This is a genomic window from Bradyrhizobium sp. C9, from assembly GCF_002532045.1.
Taxonomy (GTDB): Bacteria; Pseudomonadota; Alphaproteobacteria; order Rhizobiales; family Xanthobacteraceae; genus Bradyrhizobium.
Genome location: NZ_NWTG01000001.1, coordinates 180,379 through 196,311, shown reverse-complemented (window position 1 = coordinate 196,311; position 15,933 = coordinate 180,379). Strand labels below are relative to the sequence as shown.

Here is a 15,933-nt window from a genome sequence, read left to right as displayed (position 1 = left end):
CCTTCCCTAAACCAGGAACGAGAGCGTGTAGATCGCCTTGTCGTTGTTGACGAGGATGACCTTCTTGCTGGCCATCCGCAATTCACCATCGACATAGCGCAGCCGGTATTCGTTGCGCGCCGCCCACAGCGTGTCGTCGCGCAGACTGGACTCGAAGATCAGGCTGTTGCTGGCGACCGCGATGTCGCCATCGTCCGGCTGCTCGTCCATCAGTTCGATGTTGGAGATCAACCGGCGCAGGTTCGACTGCGGCGTCTGGGTGAAGTGCTTGCCGGTCATCAGCTGCCGAACGCGCAGCGCGATCCGCGAGCGGTTGTCGTAGATGATCGACATCTGCCGCTCCGGATCGATGTCGGCCCCGTTGGCCGGCACCCAATAGACGCCGTCGTCGGTCCAGAGCTTTTCCCAGGCCTCGTATTGATGCTCGTCCTGCAACCGCGCCTCGCGATAGAGGAAGGCGGTGATGGCGCTCATCAATGTGGCGCTGCTCTCGCGCGACAGCATCAGATGGGCTCCATCAGATTGCGATAATGGGTCCAGATGCCGCGCGACGGCACCTCGTCGGTGACGTGGCCGACCGTGAAGCCGAGTTCATCCTGCCGCTGGCGCTTCTCGCCGCGGCCGAGGAAGATCCATTCCGGATTGCGTGCCAGCACGCCGCGGTGGCAGCGCTCGTACATTTCCGAATCATCCGCGAGCAGGAAGCCTGCCGGGCCGACCGAGCCCATGGTCTGCTGGCGCAGCCTTCGGTTCAGATCGGGCGCGCCCTTGAATTGCAGCGCGGTGACATGCTGGACGCTGTCGTCGACGCCGAGCGGCTGGATCACGAACATCTGGATCTCGGCGATGAACAGGTTCGGGAAGATCATCACATGCGGCGTGCCGTCGATCATGATCTCGCGCGCCGCGGTGTCGCCATAGGCGGCTTTCATCCGCGCGGTGTAGTCGGGCAGCCGTTCCTCGCTGGTGCCGAACCAGCTCATCGGCGCATCGCGCTTGCGGAACTCGGGTCGCAGGTCGATCTCGGTATGGCCGTTGCCGTAATCGCGCGTCAGCGCAGTCGATGCGCCGCCATAGAGCTTGCCGATCATGCTGTCGGCGACGCCGAAGATCGAGGTGTGCACGAAGGCCGGGTGATAGCCGTCGCACTCGTTCTCCAGGATGAACTTCCAGTTCGCCTTGACGCGGTGCTTGAGGAAGCCTGCCGTGATCTCCACCTCGCCCTCCGGCGACGTGCGCACCAGCCGATCGATGGTCTCGGCGGCGCCGCCGAGATGTTCCCTCAGGGTCGGGCCATCGGCCGCGAACGAGCCGAACACGAAGCCGCGGTAGGACTCGACGCGGGTCACGCGCCCGAGCGCCAGCTGCGCCTTGTCCTGTCCCTCGTAGCCGTCAGGGAAGGCGTAGCCGACCAGCCGGCCGTCATTGGCAAAGGTCCAGGAGTGGAACGGACAGGTGAATGAGCGCGCACTGCCGCGCTCGAACGAACAGACCTGGTTGCCGCGATGCGAGCAGCGGTTGAGCAGCAGATTGACCTTGCCCTGCTCGTCGCGCGTCATGATCACGGATTGCGGGCCGATCGACTTGACGACGTAGTCGTTGGCGTTGGGCACCTCACTTTCGTGCCCGACATAAACCCAGGTTCGGTACCAGATGTTCTTGAGCTCGGCCTCGAAGATATCAGGATCGGTGTACAGCGATCCGTGCACCCGGTCGGGTCGGATCAGCCGCTCCCATGGCGAGACGCCGGTCATCATGTTCATCGCTCCGTCTCCCTCGCCGGCCGGTTGCCGCGGATGCCTGCATCGGCCGACAATAATAATCCGAACGACCGTTCGGTCAATAAATAGCACGGGCGCGACGGGCGGGCAAGCTTCTTTACGAACCCCAGCGCCGATCGGCGGAACAGCGTGCAACGATGCAATCACCGGTGGTTGGCGACGCAACCGTCTCAGCCTTGCGCCGCGCCACCGTCGCGTTCGCCGCCTGCGATCTGCTGCAGCATCGACTTCGGCGTCGTCGCGAGCTCGATCTTGAGTTGGTCGCAGATCGCCCGGCGCAGCAGCCGCTCGATCGCGGCCGCGGCATCGCGATTGCCCGCACGCACGCCCTCGCCGCTCGCCCAGAGCAGAAGCTGCCCCAGCCGCCGGTCGCCGTCGTCGCGCAATGCCTCGATCGCAGCAGCATCGGACACATCGCCTCGAATGCGCGGCGTCGGCGGAATCTCCGGATGCACCATGCCGTCAGCCAACCGCTTGACCGTAGCAAAAGTATCGTCCTGCAGACGCACCTGCTCCAGCAACGGCTCGGCCTTCCAGTCGGCCGCGAGCTTGAGCCCGTTCAACGCGTAGATCGCTGAGAACACCTGGCCGCGGACGAAATCGTCGCTGCTGTTCGGCACGACATGGCTTTGCAGCGCATCGATGACGCCGTCGATCAACCGCTCAAAGGATGCACTCATGCTGCGGCCTCCAATGCGCGCTCGAAGGCCCGCACGATCGAGGGCATCTGGCTTGCCATCACCGCGAGCCGCATGTCGTTGAAGCGATCGACCTCGAAGGCGCGCACCGCGCACATCTGGATCGCCGCGGCCTGATACAGCGCATAGGCCTCATAGAAAGCGAGGCTCTTGTCCGAGACCGCAATGCCGGAGGCGCGCTGATAGAGATCGATCACCTCCGCGCGCTCGAGCACACCATAGAGCTTGCGGCTCCTGGCATTGAAGGTCGGCATCATCGCCCAGGCCAGATCCTCATGGGGATCGCCGAGGTGAGTGAGCTCCCAATCGAGGATGGCGGTTATCCGCCCGTCATGCTCGATGAAATTCCCGATCCGGTAGTCACCATGCACGATGGTGCGGCATGACGGCTGCGGGCAGTTGTCCTCAAGCCAGCGTCCGCCCCAATCGAGCAGCGGATAATAGCGCGCGGTCGGACGCGCCAGCGACGCGCGCCAGCCGGCGATCGCGCGGACTTCGGCGCGTTCTCCGCCCTGCTGCAGCGATGCGAAGGGCGTTCCGACCGGATCGATCCGGTGCAACGACGCCAGGATCTCGACGAACTGCCGGGCGATCGCGCGTTTGTGGTCCGGATCGATCTCGTTCGCGGCCCACGGCGCGGGAACGTCGCCCTCGACATGCGCGCAGATGAAGAAAGGAAAGCCGATCTCGGCCCCATGCTGTTCTGACGACACCAGCGCCGGAACCGGCACGCCGCTGCCGGCCAGCGACTGCAGCGCACAGACCTGCGGCAGCACCGAGTAAGGCGCAAACAGCCCGTTCGGCGGACCGACCCGCAGGATCAGCTTGCGATCCCCGTCAGCCGCAGAACGCGCCACGAAGGCATAGGTAATCCAGGAGAAACCCGACGATTTGCGCCCGAAGCTCGTGATCTCCGTCCGGCTCCCAGAGATCCGCGACAGATGCTGCGCGAGCGCCGTCCGCACCGCGTCGTCATTGACCGCGACCGGACGAACAGGCCCCGGCGCGTCGGGCACATCATCGGGTCGCATCGCAACGTCCTGCATCAATTGACCGACCTCGTATAGCCCTGCCACTTCTCCTCGCGCAGCACCGATTTCATGATCTTGCCGGAGCCGGTCAGCGGCAGCGGCTCGAGGCGGATGTCGACCGAGCGCGGGCATTTGTAGCCCGCGATCAAGGTGCGGCAATGCGCGATCACCATCTCCGAATCGAGCCGCGCGCCGTCCTTCGGCACGACAATGGCGTGCACCGCTTCACCCCATTGCGGATCGGGCACCGCGATCACGGCGCATTCCCTGACTTGCTCGTGCTGGAAGATCGCGTTCTCCACCTCGCCGGAATAGACGTTCTCGCCGCCGGAGACGATCATGTCCTTGAGCCGGTCGACGATATAGACAAAGCCGTCCTCGTCCATCCAGGCACCGTCGCCGGTGTGCAGCCAGCCGTTGCGCAGCACGCGCGCGCTCTCTTCGGGCTTGCGCCAATATCCGAGCATCACGCCGGCGCCGCGGATCGCGATCTCGCCGACCGTGCCGCGCGGCACCTCGTTGCCCGCGGGATCGATGATGCGGATTTCGACACCGGGTGCCGCCCGTCCCGCCGATTTACGCTTCGCCGCCAGCGGACCTTCCAGCGCGTGATATTCCCAGGGCAGGATGGTCGCCAGCGCCGCGCTCTCGGTCATGCCGTAGCCCTGGTGAAAGCGCCAGCTCGGCAGCACCCGCATCAGCTTGACCAGCAGCGCATCCGGCATCGGAGAGGCGCCATACTCGCAATCCCTGACGCTGCTCAAATCATAGCTGCCGAAGGACGGATGATTGAGCATCATGTTGAGCATGGTCGGCACGAACAGGCAGTAATCCACTTTGTGCTCGGCGATGGTCCGCATCGCAAGCTCGGGCTCGAATTTCGGGATGGTGACATGGGTGCCGCCCACCAGCGTCAGCGCGATCATCGGCGAGGTGCCGGCCAGATGGAACATGCCGGCCGAATGCAGATACCTCGTGTCTTCGCGGAACCGGAGCGCATAGATCCAGACCAGCGATTCATAAATGATGTTGGCGTGCGACAGCATCACCCCCTTGGGGAAGCCGGTGGTACCGCCGGTGTAGAAGATGCCCGCGAGATCGTTGTAGGCGCCGGATGCGTCCTCGATCGGCGCCTGCGCGACGAGTTCGTCATAGCCCTGCATGCCGTCGGGGACCCGTCCCTCGTCCAGATAGACCATCGCGGTGAGTGATTTCGCGCCGCGCAGTCCCGATGCGGTCTCGGCAAAGGCCTTGTCGGCCAGCAGCAGTTTCGGCGTGGAGTCGTCGATCGCATAGGCGTTCTCCGCAACCGCCCAGCGGGTGTTGAGCGGCACAGCGACCGCACCGGCCCACGCGATGGCATAGAGCGCCTCGATGTAAAGGTCGCTGTTGTGCGCGAGGATCGCAACGCGATCGCCGGCCTCGACGCCGAGCCGCCGCAGCCCGCCCGCGGCGCAGGCGACGCGATGGCCGATCTCCTTCCAGCTTCGGGACCGTCCCGCATGGATGGTGCCGGGCGCATCCTTGCGCAACTGCACTGCCGAGATGAGCGCCTGCGTCAGCTTCATGTTTCCTCCTCGCCGCCATGCGGCCGCGCACGCCTGCGGATGTTTCCGTCATGCGTAAAGCCGATATGCCGCCCGGAGATTCCAGTTGATAATCCGGACAGACGGTCTATTATTACACAGCCAGTGCGACGGGTAAAGCCCTTGAAGGCACCGCCGCAGGGATCAACGAGCCCCGCAAAAGAGGGCGTCATGGGAGGGAAGGATGCGGAAGCCAATCACAACGCTTGCCGTGTGGGCGTTCGCGCTCACCGGCGCGCTCGGAACAGCGAACGCCCAGAAAGCCTATGGTCCAGGGGTCAGCGACACCGAGATCCTGCTCGGCGCCAATGCGCCCTACAGCGGACCGGCATCGATCTATGCGAGCTTCCCGAAGACCATGCTCGCCTATTTCACGATGCTGAACGAGACAGGCGGCATCAACGGCCGCCACATCAACTTCGTAACCCGCGACGACGCCTATAGCCCGCCAAAGACGGTCGAGGTGACGCGCGCACTGGTCGAGAACGACAAGGTGCTCGCAATCATGGCGCCGTTCGGCACGCCGACCAACGCCGCGATCCAGAAATACCTCAACAGCAACGGCGTCCCACAACTTCTCGTGCAGAGCGGCGGCACCCGCTGGAACGATCCCAAGCAGTTCCCCTGGACGACGCCCTACTCGCCGACCTACGTCAACGAGTCCCGGATCATCGCCCGCTACGTGCTGCGCGAGAAGCCGGATGCCAAAATCGGCGTGCTGCTGCAGGCCGACGACATCGGCAAGGATTTTGTCCTTGGCCTGAAGGAAGGGTTGGGCGCCAAAGCCGACACGATGATCGTCAAGGAGGCAATGTATCAGTCGACCGAACCCACGATCGACTCGCAGATCGTGAATCTGAAGGCGTCCGGCGCCGACACCATCCTGATCGCCGCGCAGAACAAATTCGCTTCGATGGCGATCCGCAAGATCCACGAGCTCGGCTGGAAGCCGCTGATCTTCCTCGGCTCGACCGCGAATTCGATTGCCGGCGTGCTGGTGCCGGCGGGGATTGAGGCCTCGACCGGCATCCTGACCACAACCTCCTACAAGACGCCGAACGATCCGGCGTGGGCCAATGACAAGGGCATGACCGATTATCTCGCCTTCGCTGCCAAATACATGCCGGGGATGGACCCGAACGACGTGATCGCGGTGACCGGCTACACCACGGCTCAGCTCGGCGCGATCATCCTGCAGCGCTGCGGCGACAATCTCACGCGGGAGAATGTGCTGAAGCAGGCCACCAACCTCAGCGGCATCGAGTTGCCGATGCTGCTTCCGGGCATCACGATCCAGACCACGCCGCAGGATTACGCGGCGATCACCGAACGCCGCTTCGCTCGCTTCGACGGCAAGACCTGGGTGCTGTTCGGCGACATCGTGGGCGCGGGCCCGGCCAAGGATTGATCCCGCGCATCCGATTGACCGAACCGGCTCAAACCTAAGGACAAGAACAATGCTGACAGCCCAGGACGATCTCATCGGCCACCAGACGCCGCAGCCGTTTGCCAAAGCCGGCGGCGGCGATGCAAGGTTCACCGAGCGCTACTGGTACACCGCGCATCCGATCGATGGCAGCGAGCTTTTGATCGACATCGGGCTCGGCTATTACCCGAACCGCAACGTGATGGACGGATTCGCCGGCATCACGATCGGCCGCCGCCAGCACAATTTCCGCGCCTCGCGCCGGCTCGGGACCCGTCCCCTCGAGACGGAGGTCGGCGGACTCAGGATCGAGATCGTCGAGGGCAATAGCCTGCACAGGGTCTCACTCGCCGACAATCCGTCCGGAATCAGCTTCTCGCTCGAGTTCAAGGCGAGCTTTCCGGCGGCGCAGGAGAAGCAGAATTTTCGCGAGCGCAACGGCGTCGTCGAGGAAGACCTCGCGCGCGTCTCGCAATTCGGGCGTTGGCACGGCTGGATCGTCGCCGACGGCAAGCGCTATGATATCGAGCCGGAACGATGGTGGGGACAGCGCGACCGCTCCTGGGGCCTGCGCTCCGAGATGCGCACCGACGAGACCAGACCGCCGGTTGCAACCCATCGCAATTTCTTCTGGACCTGGTCGATGTTCCAGTTTCCGCAGTCGGCGCTATCGATCTTCATCAAGGAGCGCACGCCGGGCAAGCCGCATTATCTCTCCGGTACCGAATTTCGCCGCGAGGCCGACGGGTCGGTGACGCATCGCGAGGTGACCTCGGTCGAACACAGGATCGAATGGGCCGACGATCCGCTCGGCCAGACCATCGCGGCGGCCGACTTCACCTTCAGCTTCGATCGCGGCGAGCCGCGCCGCGTCAGGATGCACGGACTGCCGACCCGGTTTTATCTGAAGGCCGGCATGTATGGCGGCCTGCAAGGCTGGACCCATGGCGACGACCGCGGCGAGAACCATGCCGCGCACGATATCTGGAACCTCGACGAAGCGGCGACACGCGCCGTCGCACGCACGCTGTCCGACCATGTCGTCCGGCTCGAGAGCGGCAACGAGACCGGATTCGGCATCAGCGAATATGGCGTCGCCGCCGGCTATCCGCGCTATCCGGGACCGCAGAAGTTCCCGGCGATGTGATCGGGATGGACGGGCAAGGCAAGTGCGTCGCGGACGGGCACGACGCCGCGTGCGATCCGTGGGACAACAAGGCGGCGGAGGCGCTGGTTTCGCTCGAGACCATCGCGCCGCTGCGCTATCGCAGCCGCTTCGGTGACGGCAATCTCAACGGGCGCTCCTACGGCGGCCAAATCCTCGGCCAGGCTATGATGGCTGCAACGCTCAGCGCGCCGGAAGATCGCCCGGCGGCGATGCTGCAGCTCTTGTTCCTGCGCGGCGCCGATCCGACCCGGCGCATCACTTTTGACGCGGCAGTCCTCCAGGATGGCAAGCGGTTCTCCTCCCGCCATGTCGTCGGCAGCCAGGGCGACGGACGCACGGTACTGAGTGCGCAGGCCACGTTCTGCGCACCGCAGCCGGGTCCGCGGCACGCAGCGCGGTTTGCACGATCGGAAGATCCCGAGAGCCTGCCCGATCTGAGCATGATCCCCGATGGGTTGATGGCGCAGTTGCGACCGCTCGGTCCGTATTCGCCGTACATCAAGCCCAGCATGGATTTCCGCATCCCCGAGATCGAGCGTCAGCTCTCGGCCGTGACGGCAGAGCCGCGCCTGCGCTTCTGGATCAAATGCCGCCAGCCACTCACCGCCGGTTCCCGCGCCCAGGCCGCAGTATTCGCCTATCTCTCGGATTGGTGGCTCAATTTCTCGAGCGTCGGCGGCCATCTCCGCGATCTGCAGGCGCGCGCACCGCTCTATCTGTCGAGCCTCAATCATTGCATCTGGTTTCATCGCGCGTTTTCACCCGACGCCTGGATGCATGTCGAAACCGAGAGCCCATGCGCCGACGGTGGCCGCGGGCTATCGATCGCCCGCGTCCATGACCGCGATGGGGCCATGCTCGCGACCTCGATCCAGGAAACCCTGATGGTGCATCCCGGCGGAGATACGTAAGCCACGCCGTGACAGGTGAGCGCGTGTCGTGATCGCGGCTGGGTTGCAGCTGTTGCCCGCCATCGGTTCCATCGCCTGTTGAATCCCTGCAACACCGCCAGACAAAATGCGCAATCTTGCAGATTGCGCGCTTTGAATCACGAAGGCGCCGCATCCCTGTCAAATCCTGCCCGCGGGTGGCGCAACAAGAACACTATGGGGAAAACCTACATGCAGCAGGCAGTCTCGGGCGCACGGAGTGCGGAATCGTCTGGATATGTCCTCTACTTCCAGCTCGCCAGCAATGGCGCGAGACGCGCGTGCAGTCTGACGATCCAGGCGGAAAGTGCCGACGAGGCGGCACGGATTTTCCGCGAGAACTGGGGCACGATCGAATCGATGGCACGCGACGGCGTGAGCACGGCAATGGTCGGCTCGGCGTCCGTCAGCCTGGCGATGTCGTGAGGCGCATCGCGCCTTGCACGAGCTACCCTACGCTTGAGGCGCGACAGCAAGACGACTCCTGACCTCAGACCAGGATCGCGCAACCATTTGACGCGCTAACTGACAATCAAGCATGAGATGCGGGGCTCGCGCACACGCGCGAGCCCCGTCGCGTCTTAGAACGGTTCAAATCCAATCCGGTTAGAGGGATTCAAGTCTGCTCCGGTTCTTTTCGCGCGCGCCGACTGCTAGAGGCGCGGCGTGAATCAGTTTGCGTGAATCGGAAGTCCAAGAGTGCCTGTGAATGCTGATGGCCGGAATGTCGGTGACCGTCGAAATGCTGCCGACAAGGGCCGCACCCACCTGCTGATCGGCGCCGCATTCCTTCTCGCCGATGTCTCCTCCGCGGTGACGCCGGCAAACGCCCAATCGAGCGTCCCCTTGCCACCGGTCACGGTCGAACAACCGACACAGAAGCGCAAGCCCGCGGCCGCGGTGCAGCGTACGCAGGCGGTTGCCGCGGCACGGCAGCGCGGCCGGACTACCCAGCCGGCGCCACCGACAGCTTCGGAGCGCGCGGCGGCCGGCGCCGCCGCGCTGAACGAAGCCAAGCTCGGCTATCGCGCGATGCCGAGCTCGACCACCTTGCGCAGCGGCGCCTCGCCGCTCGACACCGCGCAGACGGTCAACGTCGTACCGGAACAGGTGCTGAAGGATCAGCTGCCGCGCAATCTCGACGACGCGCTCGCCAATGTCAGCGGCGTTACCCAGGGCAACACGCTGGCCGGCACCCAGGATGCGGTGATGCGCCGCGGCTTCGGCGACAACCGCGATGGCTCGATCATGCGCAACGGCATGCCATTGGTGCAGGGCCGTAGCCTCAACGCAGCAGTCGAGAGCGTCGAAGTGTTGAAAGGCCCGGCGTCGCTGCTCTACGGCATCATGGATCCCGGCGGCATCGTCAACACGATCAGCAAGCGTCCCGAACTGTATCAGCACGGCTCGGTGACCCTGCTCGGCTCGACCTTCGCCAACAACAAGAGCGGCGCCGACGGCACCATCGACATCACCGGACCGATCGGCAATGGCGGCCTCGCCTATCGCTTCACCGGCTATGGCGTGAGCGAGGACTATTGGCGCAATTTCGGGCGCCACCGCGAAATGCTGGTCGCGCCGTCGCTGGCCTGGTACGGCGACAACACCACGGTCCAGCTTAATTACGAGCACCGCGAATTCATCACGCCGTTCGACCGCGGCACCGCGTTCGATCCCGTGACCAAGGCGCCGCTGGCGATCCCGGCGACGCGCCGGCTCGACGAGCCCTTCAACAACATGTGGGGCAATTCGGACCTGATGCAGGCCTCGGTCGAGCACCGGTTGAACCAGGACTGGAAGCTGTTCGCGGCCTACAGCTACAACACCGAGACATTCAGCGCCAACCAGCTCCGCATCACCGGCATCAACGCCAAGACCGGTGCCGAGACCCGCAGCAATGACGGCACACAGGGTTCGCTCAGCAATTCGAGCTACGGCACCTCCTATCTGCAGGGCAACGTCTGGCTCGGCGGCATCCGCAACGAGGTGCTGTTCGGCGGCGACGGCCAGTATCGTACGATCTACCGCGACAATCTGATCCGGCAGGCGACGCCGAGCTTCAACTTCTACAACCCTGTCCACGGCCTGATCACGCCGGGCACCACGGTGTCCGCCGCCGACAGCGCCCAGACCGACAAGCTCGGCCAGTGGTCTCTGTTCTTCCAGGATACGCTGCACCTGACCGAGCGGTTCGCGCTGGTCGGCGGCGTGCGCTACATGGAATACGACCAGCTCGCGGGCAAGGGGCGGCCCTTCACCACCAACACCAACGTCTCACAGGACAAGGCGCTGCCGCTCGGCGGCGCAATCCTGAAGCTCACCGACGAGGTCTCGCTGTATGCGAGCTACACCCAGTCGCTGAAGCCGACCTCGACCATCGCGCCGCTCACCGGCGGCGTCGTGATCGGTTCCAACATCGCCCCGGAAGAGGGCACCCAGTGGGAGACCGGCGCCAAGTTCGACTTCAACAAGCGGATCTCCGGCACGCTTGCGCTTTACGACATCGACAAGAAGAACGTGCTGGTTTCGCAGCTCAACTCCTCGACCGGCATTGTCGAGTACCGCACCGCCGGCAAGGTTCGCTCGCGCGGCGTCGAGTTCGACGTCACCGGCAGGCTGACCGACAATTGGAGCATGATCGGCAGCTACGGCTATAGCGACGCGCGTGTCACCGAGGATCCGACGCTCGCCGGCAAGGCGCTGCAGAACGTCGCACTCAACACCGCCTCGCTCTATCTGGTCTACGATTTCGGCACCACCCTGCCCGGCCGGCTGCGTCTCGGCGGCGGCGCGCGCTATGTCGGCGACCGGCCCGGCGATGCCGCGAACAGCTTCATGCTGCCGGCCTACACCGTCGCCGACGTCTTTGCGACCTACGAGACCAAGGTCCAGACGTTCCCGGTGGTCTACCAGTTCAACGTGAAGAACCTGTTCGACACCGTCTACTATCCTTCGGCCGTCAGCAATCTGGCCGTGGCGATGGGCGATGCGCGGCGCTTCTCGCTCTCGGCGACGGTGAAATTCTAGCATGGCCACGGCGCGGACAGCGATCGGACTGCTGGCCGTCCTGGCCGCGTGCGCCTGCACGCCGGTCCGTGCCGACGAGCTGACGCTCTACTCGACCCGTGAAGCCAATCTGGTCGAGCCTGCCGCCGCGGCCTTCACGGCAGCGACCGGCACCAAGGTCAACACCGTCTTTGTCGAGGACAGCCTGGTCAAGCGACTAACAGCAGAAGGCGACACGTCACTCGCGGATGTTCTGCTCACCATCGGCCTCGACAAGACGACACAGCTCGCCGCGCGCGGGCTGACGCAGGCGATTGTCTCTCCTGCCCTTGACCAGGCGGTGCCGGCGAACCTGCGCGGCAACAACAACCAGTGGATCGCGCTCACCATCCGTCCGCGTGTGGTATTCGCGCGCAAGGACAGCCCCCTCGCCACGATCACCTATGAAGAGCTTGCCGACCCAACATGGCGCGGGAAATTGTGCATGCGGCCGGCCGCACACCAGAACAATGTCGCGCTGGTCGCGGCCTATCTTGCGCATCACGGAGCAGATGCGACGCAGTCCTGGCTCGCCGGGCTGAAGGCCAACCTCGCCCACAAGCCGGTCGGCAAGGACAACGACGTGATCCGCGAGATCGCGGAAGGACGCTGCGACATCGGGATCGGCAACACGGTCGCGCTCGCGCAGCTTCGCGACGGCCGCGAAGGCAATGATTGGCGCGCATGGGCGGACGCCGTGAAGGCGGTGCCGACTGCGTTCGCGGGCGGCGGCAGTCACGTCAACCTGACGGGCGCCGCGATCGCCCGGCACGCGCCGCACCCGGCCGCGGCGCGCGCGTTCCTGGAATTCCTCGTCACGCCCGGGGCCCAGACGATCTTCTCTGCCGCCGAGCTGGAATACCCGGTGCTGGCGACCGCAAAGCGATCCGCGATTGTGGAGGGAATCGGATCGTTCCGCGCCGATGCTCTCTCCATCGACGAGGTCGCCGCGCAGCAAGCGGCCGCAATTGCCCTGATCCGAAAGGCTGGATTCGATGAGTGATATCCGACGCCCGATCAAGGCCGCGCTGCTGCAGGTCCACTCCATTGCCGGCCTTGCGCTGGCGCTGCTCTGGGCGGTCGTCGGAATCACCGGCGCGACGATGGCCTTCGAGGACGAGATCGAGGCCAGCCTGAACAGCCACATCATGCGCGTCGACGCCAGTGCGACGCGGCGGCTGACACCGGATGAGCTGGTCACACGGCTGCAGTCGGCGGGCGACTTCGGCAGGGCCTCCGCCGTGACGATAGCAAGCGACCCGTCAGCGGCCGCACGCATCCGCTTCGCCCGCAGCGAAGGCGGCTCGCGGCCCTCCTCGGTCTATGTCGACCCCTATGATGGGCACGTGCTCGGCTCGCCGCGCGGCGAGGACTTCTTCGCCACCGTCCGCAAGCTGCATCGCTGGCTGCTGTTGCCCGGCGACGGCAACGGCATCGGCCGCAAGATCACTGGCACTGCCGCGATCTGCCTGATCTTGATGCTGATCACCGGCCTCGTGCTGCGCTGGCCGCATCGCGCGCGCAGCGTGAAGATGTGGCTGAAGCCGAACCTCGGCCTGCGCGGGCGCGGCCTGCACCGCTCGCTGCACGCCGTGATCGGCACCTGGGTGCTGCCGGTCTATCTGGTGATGACGCTGACCGGCCTGTGGTATTCGTTCGAATGGTACAAGGCCGGCGCCAACTGGCTCTTAGCGCGGCCTCAGGCCACGGATGCGGTCACGCAGCCCAAAGCGCCACGCGGCGCGGCTACCGCCGTGGACAAGGGCGAAGCCAAGACCGAAGCGAAAGGCGAGGCAAAGCCGCTCGGCTTCGATCGGGTCTGGACCACGTACCTGAAGCAGGAGAACAATGACTACGGGCGGGTCCTGCTGACCCTGCCGGCCGGCGCGGGCACGGCCGTGCGTGTCCGGTCATGGTCGAAGGATTCGTCGCTCGAGAGTGTGCGTGACGAATTCCGGATCGATGCCGTCACCGGGCGCGTGATCTCGTCGGATCGCTACGCGGACAAGACGTTCGGCGAGCGTGTCCTTGCCGGCGTGCTCGACATTCACCGCGGCGCCATCCTTGGGTGGCCCGGTAAGCTCGCCTTCATGCTGGCCGCGGCCATGATGCCGCTGTTCGCCGCGACCGGCGTTCTGCTCTATCTGTCCCGCCGCAGGCACCGGCGCCTCGCACGGCAGCCGGTCGCAAGCCTGGTTCCAGGCGAATAGCTCGATCCGCCTGGAACAAGCGCTGCCTGCAATCAAGGCTGCAGCTTCGCCGCCACCAGCCTGGCCAGTGCGTTGACGCGCCGAGTGGCGTCGTCATACAGCTGGCGATCGCGGTCGCCGCCGCCGACCCGCACCTCGACGACGAGCCGCCCCTTCCGGATCACAACCGAGTTCATCTTGCTGATGCTGGCCTCATCACCGAGTCCGGGGACATCGGCATCGGCATCGCTGGTCTTGCGCGCGATCTGATAGAACTTCTTCGACAGCTCGTCGTTCGCTGCCATGTTGTCGATGATCAGGCTGGCGTCGTAAACCGCAAAGCGCTTCTCGCCATTGACGATGTCCGTACGGCTCGTCGGGTAGACGCAGCGGATCGGCTTCGGCAAGGCTTCGACCTTGTCGATGCGGGATTCCAGCTTGAGCTGCGCCATCGTCTTGCGCGGCGGATCGATCTTCATGTCGCTGAAATTCGCACGGACATCCTCAGGCGACAGCAGCGCGCAGGCATCGGGCCACTGGTCGGCGGGCGCCGCCGACGATGTCCGGGTATCCTCGGGGATATCGACGCTGCCGTTCGCGGCAATCGGCGTATCGTCCTCGACCATGCCTGTGCCCGGCTTCCATCGCTTGGCGGCCTGTGTCGCCAGCGCGACGACATTCGGCTGCGTCTGCGGCGAGTAGATGTCGAGGTTGACGACATAGATCAGATCCGCCTTGCGAACCCGAACCGTGACGGTTGACGGCGACGTCTCCACGAAAGCCTCGTCGCCGATGCCGGAGAGTGGCTCCAGCTTCAGGTTCAGCTTCGGATCCTGCTGAAGCTTCTCGCGCGTCGAGCGCATGTTGGCGAAGGTCGCCGTCGAGCCCCGCAGGCCGTCGATCGGCTCGCCCGATTGCACGATGGTGATGGTGGCGAATTTGGTCAGCTCGGACTTCGACGTCGGGCTCGGCAGCTTCACCGTGTACATGCAGCTTTGATTGTACTGCGGACCCTTGTAGACCGGGCTCAGGGTCCCGCCCTTGCTCGCAACCGGTCGGCCGGGGAACAAGGCTTCAAGGTCGCCTTGCGTCAGCAGCTTGCAGGCGTCCGGCATAGTGGCGCCGGCCTGCGCCGACGGCGCATCGGGCTTCGGAGCAACCGTGGTCTGCGCCAGCAGTGGCGACGCACCGAGACAAATCATGACGGGAACAGACCAAGTTGCGCATTGCTTGAAAAACATGGAGAGACGACTCCTCGATTTTCTTGCGACGCGCGAGATCGAGAATGGGGAATCCCGATCGACAAGCTTGCGCGTCAATTTCTTCGTTGGCTCGCCAGCATTTGGACGAGACGCGGACTATTCAGCGACGCCAAGGAAAAAATGAGGCAGAATTCTTCGCGCGGGGGTCACAATCCCACGGTTTCACGTGACACTTTTGCGTCACACCGCATGGAACTGGTGACACGAGACCAGATTCGCGAATTGATAACGGCGATCAGCAGAGATCGCACGCCGCGACCCGCGCGCGCAACGCGGCGTCTGTCTCGGCCGCGAGCGCGAGCAGTCCGCGGTAGGGATCGCCTGATATCCCGAGCACGGCGGCGAACGCAGGCTCGGTCTTGAGGCCGCCTGCCCTCAATTTGCTGATGGCCCGCCGCAGCCGTCCGTCATCCAGCGCAAGCAGCCGCCGTTCGACATCGAAATGAATCCAGCCCGGCTGCCGGTCCACCGGGCGCTGGTCACCGAACAGTTCGAACGGCCAGCCGTCCCACACGAACCGGGCAATCACCGGCCGCGTTTCCGAGGTCCATCGGTAGAGGGCGAAATCAACGGCCGATCGATAGTGGGCCCAGACGGTCTCGGCAAACGCGTCCGCATCGAACGCATGACAGACGACATCGATGTCGCTGCCGGCTATAGCCAGGTCGAGCGGCAGCGTTCCGACAACGCGTGGGTCGAACGGCTCGAGCCGCTCCATCACGGCGGAGCTGGTGACGGCGGATGCGTAGTGCCCGACAGTCATCGCGTGGCATTCCCTCGAATTCGCAGGGTATCACACGCGCGTGGAATGCGTGAAC

14 protein-coding genes are annotated in these 15,933 nt (G+C 64.7%); 7 read left to right on the top strand and 7 right to left on the bottom strand.

The window, feature by feature from the left end:
- Positions 1–6: 6 nt before the first annotated feature.
- From CO675_RS00840 to CO675_RS00820, 5 genes are all read right to left on the bottom strand, one after another.
- Positions 7–504 (bottom strand): aromatic-ring-hydroxylating dioxygenase subunit beta, encoded by a 498-nt coding sequence (locus tag CO675_RS00840; protein ID WP_097670153.1) that lies wholly within the window; start codon positions 502–504, stop codon positions 7–9.
- Positions 504–1,763: an aromatic ring-hydroxylating oxygenase subunit alpha gene (locus CO675_RS00835; RefSeq protein ID WP_097670152.1), complete on the bottom strand. Its 1,260-nt coding sequence runs from the start codon at positions 1,761–1,763 to the stop codon at positions 504–506. The genes CO675_RS00840 and CO675_RS00835 overlap by 1 nt, the downstream gene beginning before the upstream one ends.
- A gap of 188 nt (positions 1,764–1,951) precedes the next feature.
- On the bottom strand, positions 1,952–2,461 hold the full coding sequence (locus CO675_RS00830) for a hypothetical protein (RefSeq protein ID WP_097670151.1): 510 nt from the start codon (positions 2,459–2,461) through the stop codon (positions 1,952–1,954).
- Entirely contained in the window at positions 2,458–3,510 is a 1,053-nt protein-coding gene (locus CO675_RS00825; protein WP_158231169.1) for a phosphotransferase family protein, read from the bottom strand. Before CO675_RS00825 ends, CO675_RS00830 begins: the two co-directional genes overlap by 4 nt.
- A 14-nt stretch (positions 3,511–3,524) precedes the next feature.
- Positions 3,525–5,078, bottom strand: a complete 1,554-nt coding sequence (locus CO675_RS00820) for an acyl-CoA synthetase (RefSeq protein WP_097670149.1) — start codon at positions 5,076–5,078, stop codon at positions 3,525–3,527.
- A 202-nt stretch (positions 5,079–5,280) separates the two neighbouring features.
- Here CO675_RS00820 and CO675_RS00815 point away from each other — a divergent pair, with 202 nt between their 5' ends.
- The 7 genes from CO675_RS00815 to CO675_RS00790 all read left to right on the top strand — a co-directional run bounded on the left by CO675_RS00815 (position 5,281) and on the right by CO675_RS00790 (position 13,874).
- Complete coding sequence (locus CO675_RS00815; protein ID WP_097670148.1) at positions 5,281–6,504, top strand: ABC transporter substrate-binding protein; 1,224 nt, start codon at positions 5,281–5,283, stop codon at positions 6,502–6,504.
- Positions 6,505–6,553: 49 nt separating this feature from the next.
- A complete protein-coding gene (locus tag CO675_RS40360) occupies positions 6,554–7,669 on the top strand; it encodes an Rv3169 family protein (protein ID WP_158231168.1) in 1,116 nt (371 codons plus the stop codon).
- Between the two features lie 5 nt (positions 7,670–7,674).
- Positions 7,675–8,601, top strand: a complete 927-nt coding sequence (locus tag CO675_RS40355) for an acyl-CoA thioesterase (protein ID WP_158231167.1) — start codon at positions 7,675–7,677, stop codon at positions 8,599–8,601.
- 210 nt (positions 8,602–8,811) lie between these two features.
- Positions 8,812–9,045 carry a hypothetical protein gene (locus tag CO675_RS40350; RefSeq protein ID WP_158231166.1) on the top strand — a complete coding sequence of 78 codons (234 nt, stop codon included), beginning with the start codon at positions 8,812–8,814 and terminating at the stop codon, positions 9,043–9,045.
- 279 nt (positions 9,046–9,324) lie between these two features.
- The gene (locus CO675_RS00800; protein ID WP_097670147.1) at positions 9,325–11,646 is read left to right on the top strand and encodes a TonB-dependent siderophore receptor; all 2,322 of its coding nucleotides are present in this window, start codon (positions 9,325–9,327) and stop codon (positions 11,644–11,646) included.
- A 1-nt stretch (position 11,647) separates the two neighbouring features.
- Positions 11,648–12,667 carry an extracellular solute-binding protein gene (locus tag CO675_RS00795; RefSeq protein ID WP_097670146.1) on the top strand — a complete coding sequence of 340 codons (1,020 nt, stop codon included), beginning with the start codon at positions 11,648–11,650 and terminating at the stop codon, positions 12,665–12,667.
- The gene (locus CO675_RS00790; RefSeq protein ID WP_097670145.1) at positions 12,660–13,874 is read left to right on the top strand and encodes a PepSY-associated TM helix domain-containing protein; all 1,215 of its coding nucleotides are present in this window, start codon (positions 12,660–12,662) and stop codon (positions 13,872–13,874) included. The genes CO675_RS00795 and CO675_RS00790 overlap by 8 nt, the downstream gene beginning before the upstream one ends.
- Before the next feature lie 32 nt (positions 13,875–13,906).
- On the opposite strand, the gene CO675_RS00785 is transcribed toward CO675_RS00790, so the two are convergent.
- Both CO675_RS00785 and CO675_RS00780 read right to left on the bottom strand, forming a co-directional pair.
- Entirely contained in the window at positions 13,907–15,055 is a 1,149-nt protein-coding gene (locus CO675_RS00785) for a hypothetical protein (RefSeq protein WP_097670144.1), read from the bottom strand.
- A gap of 295 nt (positions 15,056–15,350) precedes the next feature.
- Entirely contained in the window at positions 15,351–15,878 is a 528-nt protein-coding gene (locus CO675_RS00780; protein WP_097670143.1) for a DUF4269 domain-containing protein, read from the bottom strand.
- Positions 15,879–15,933: the final 55 nt, after the last annotated feature.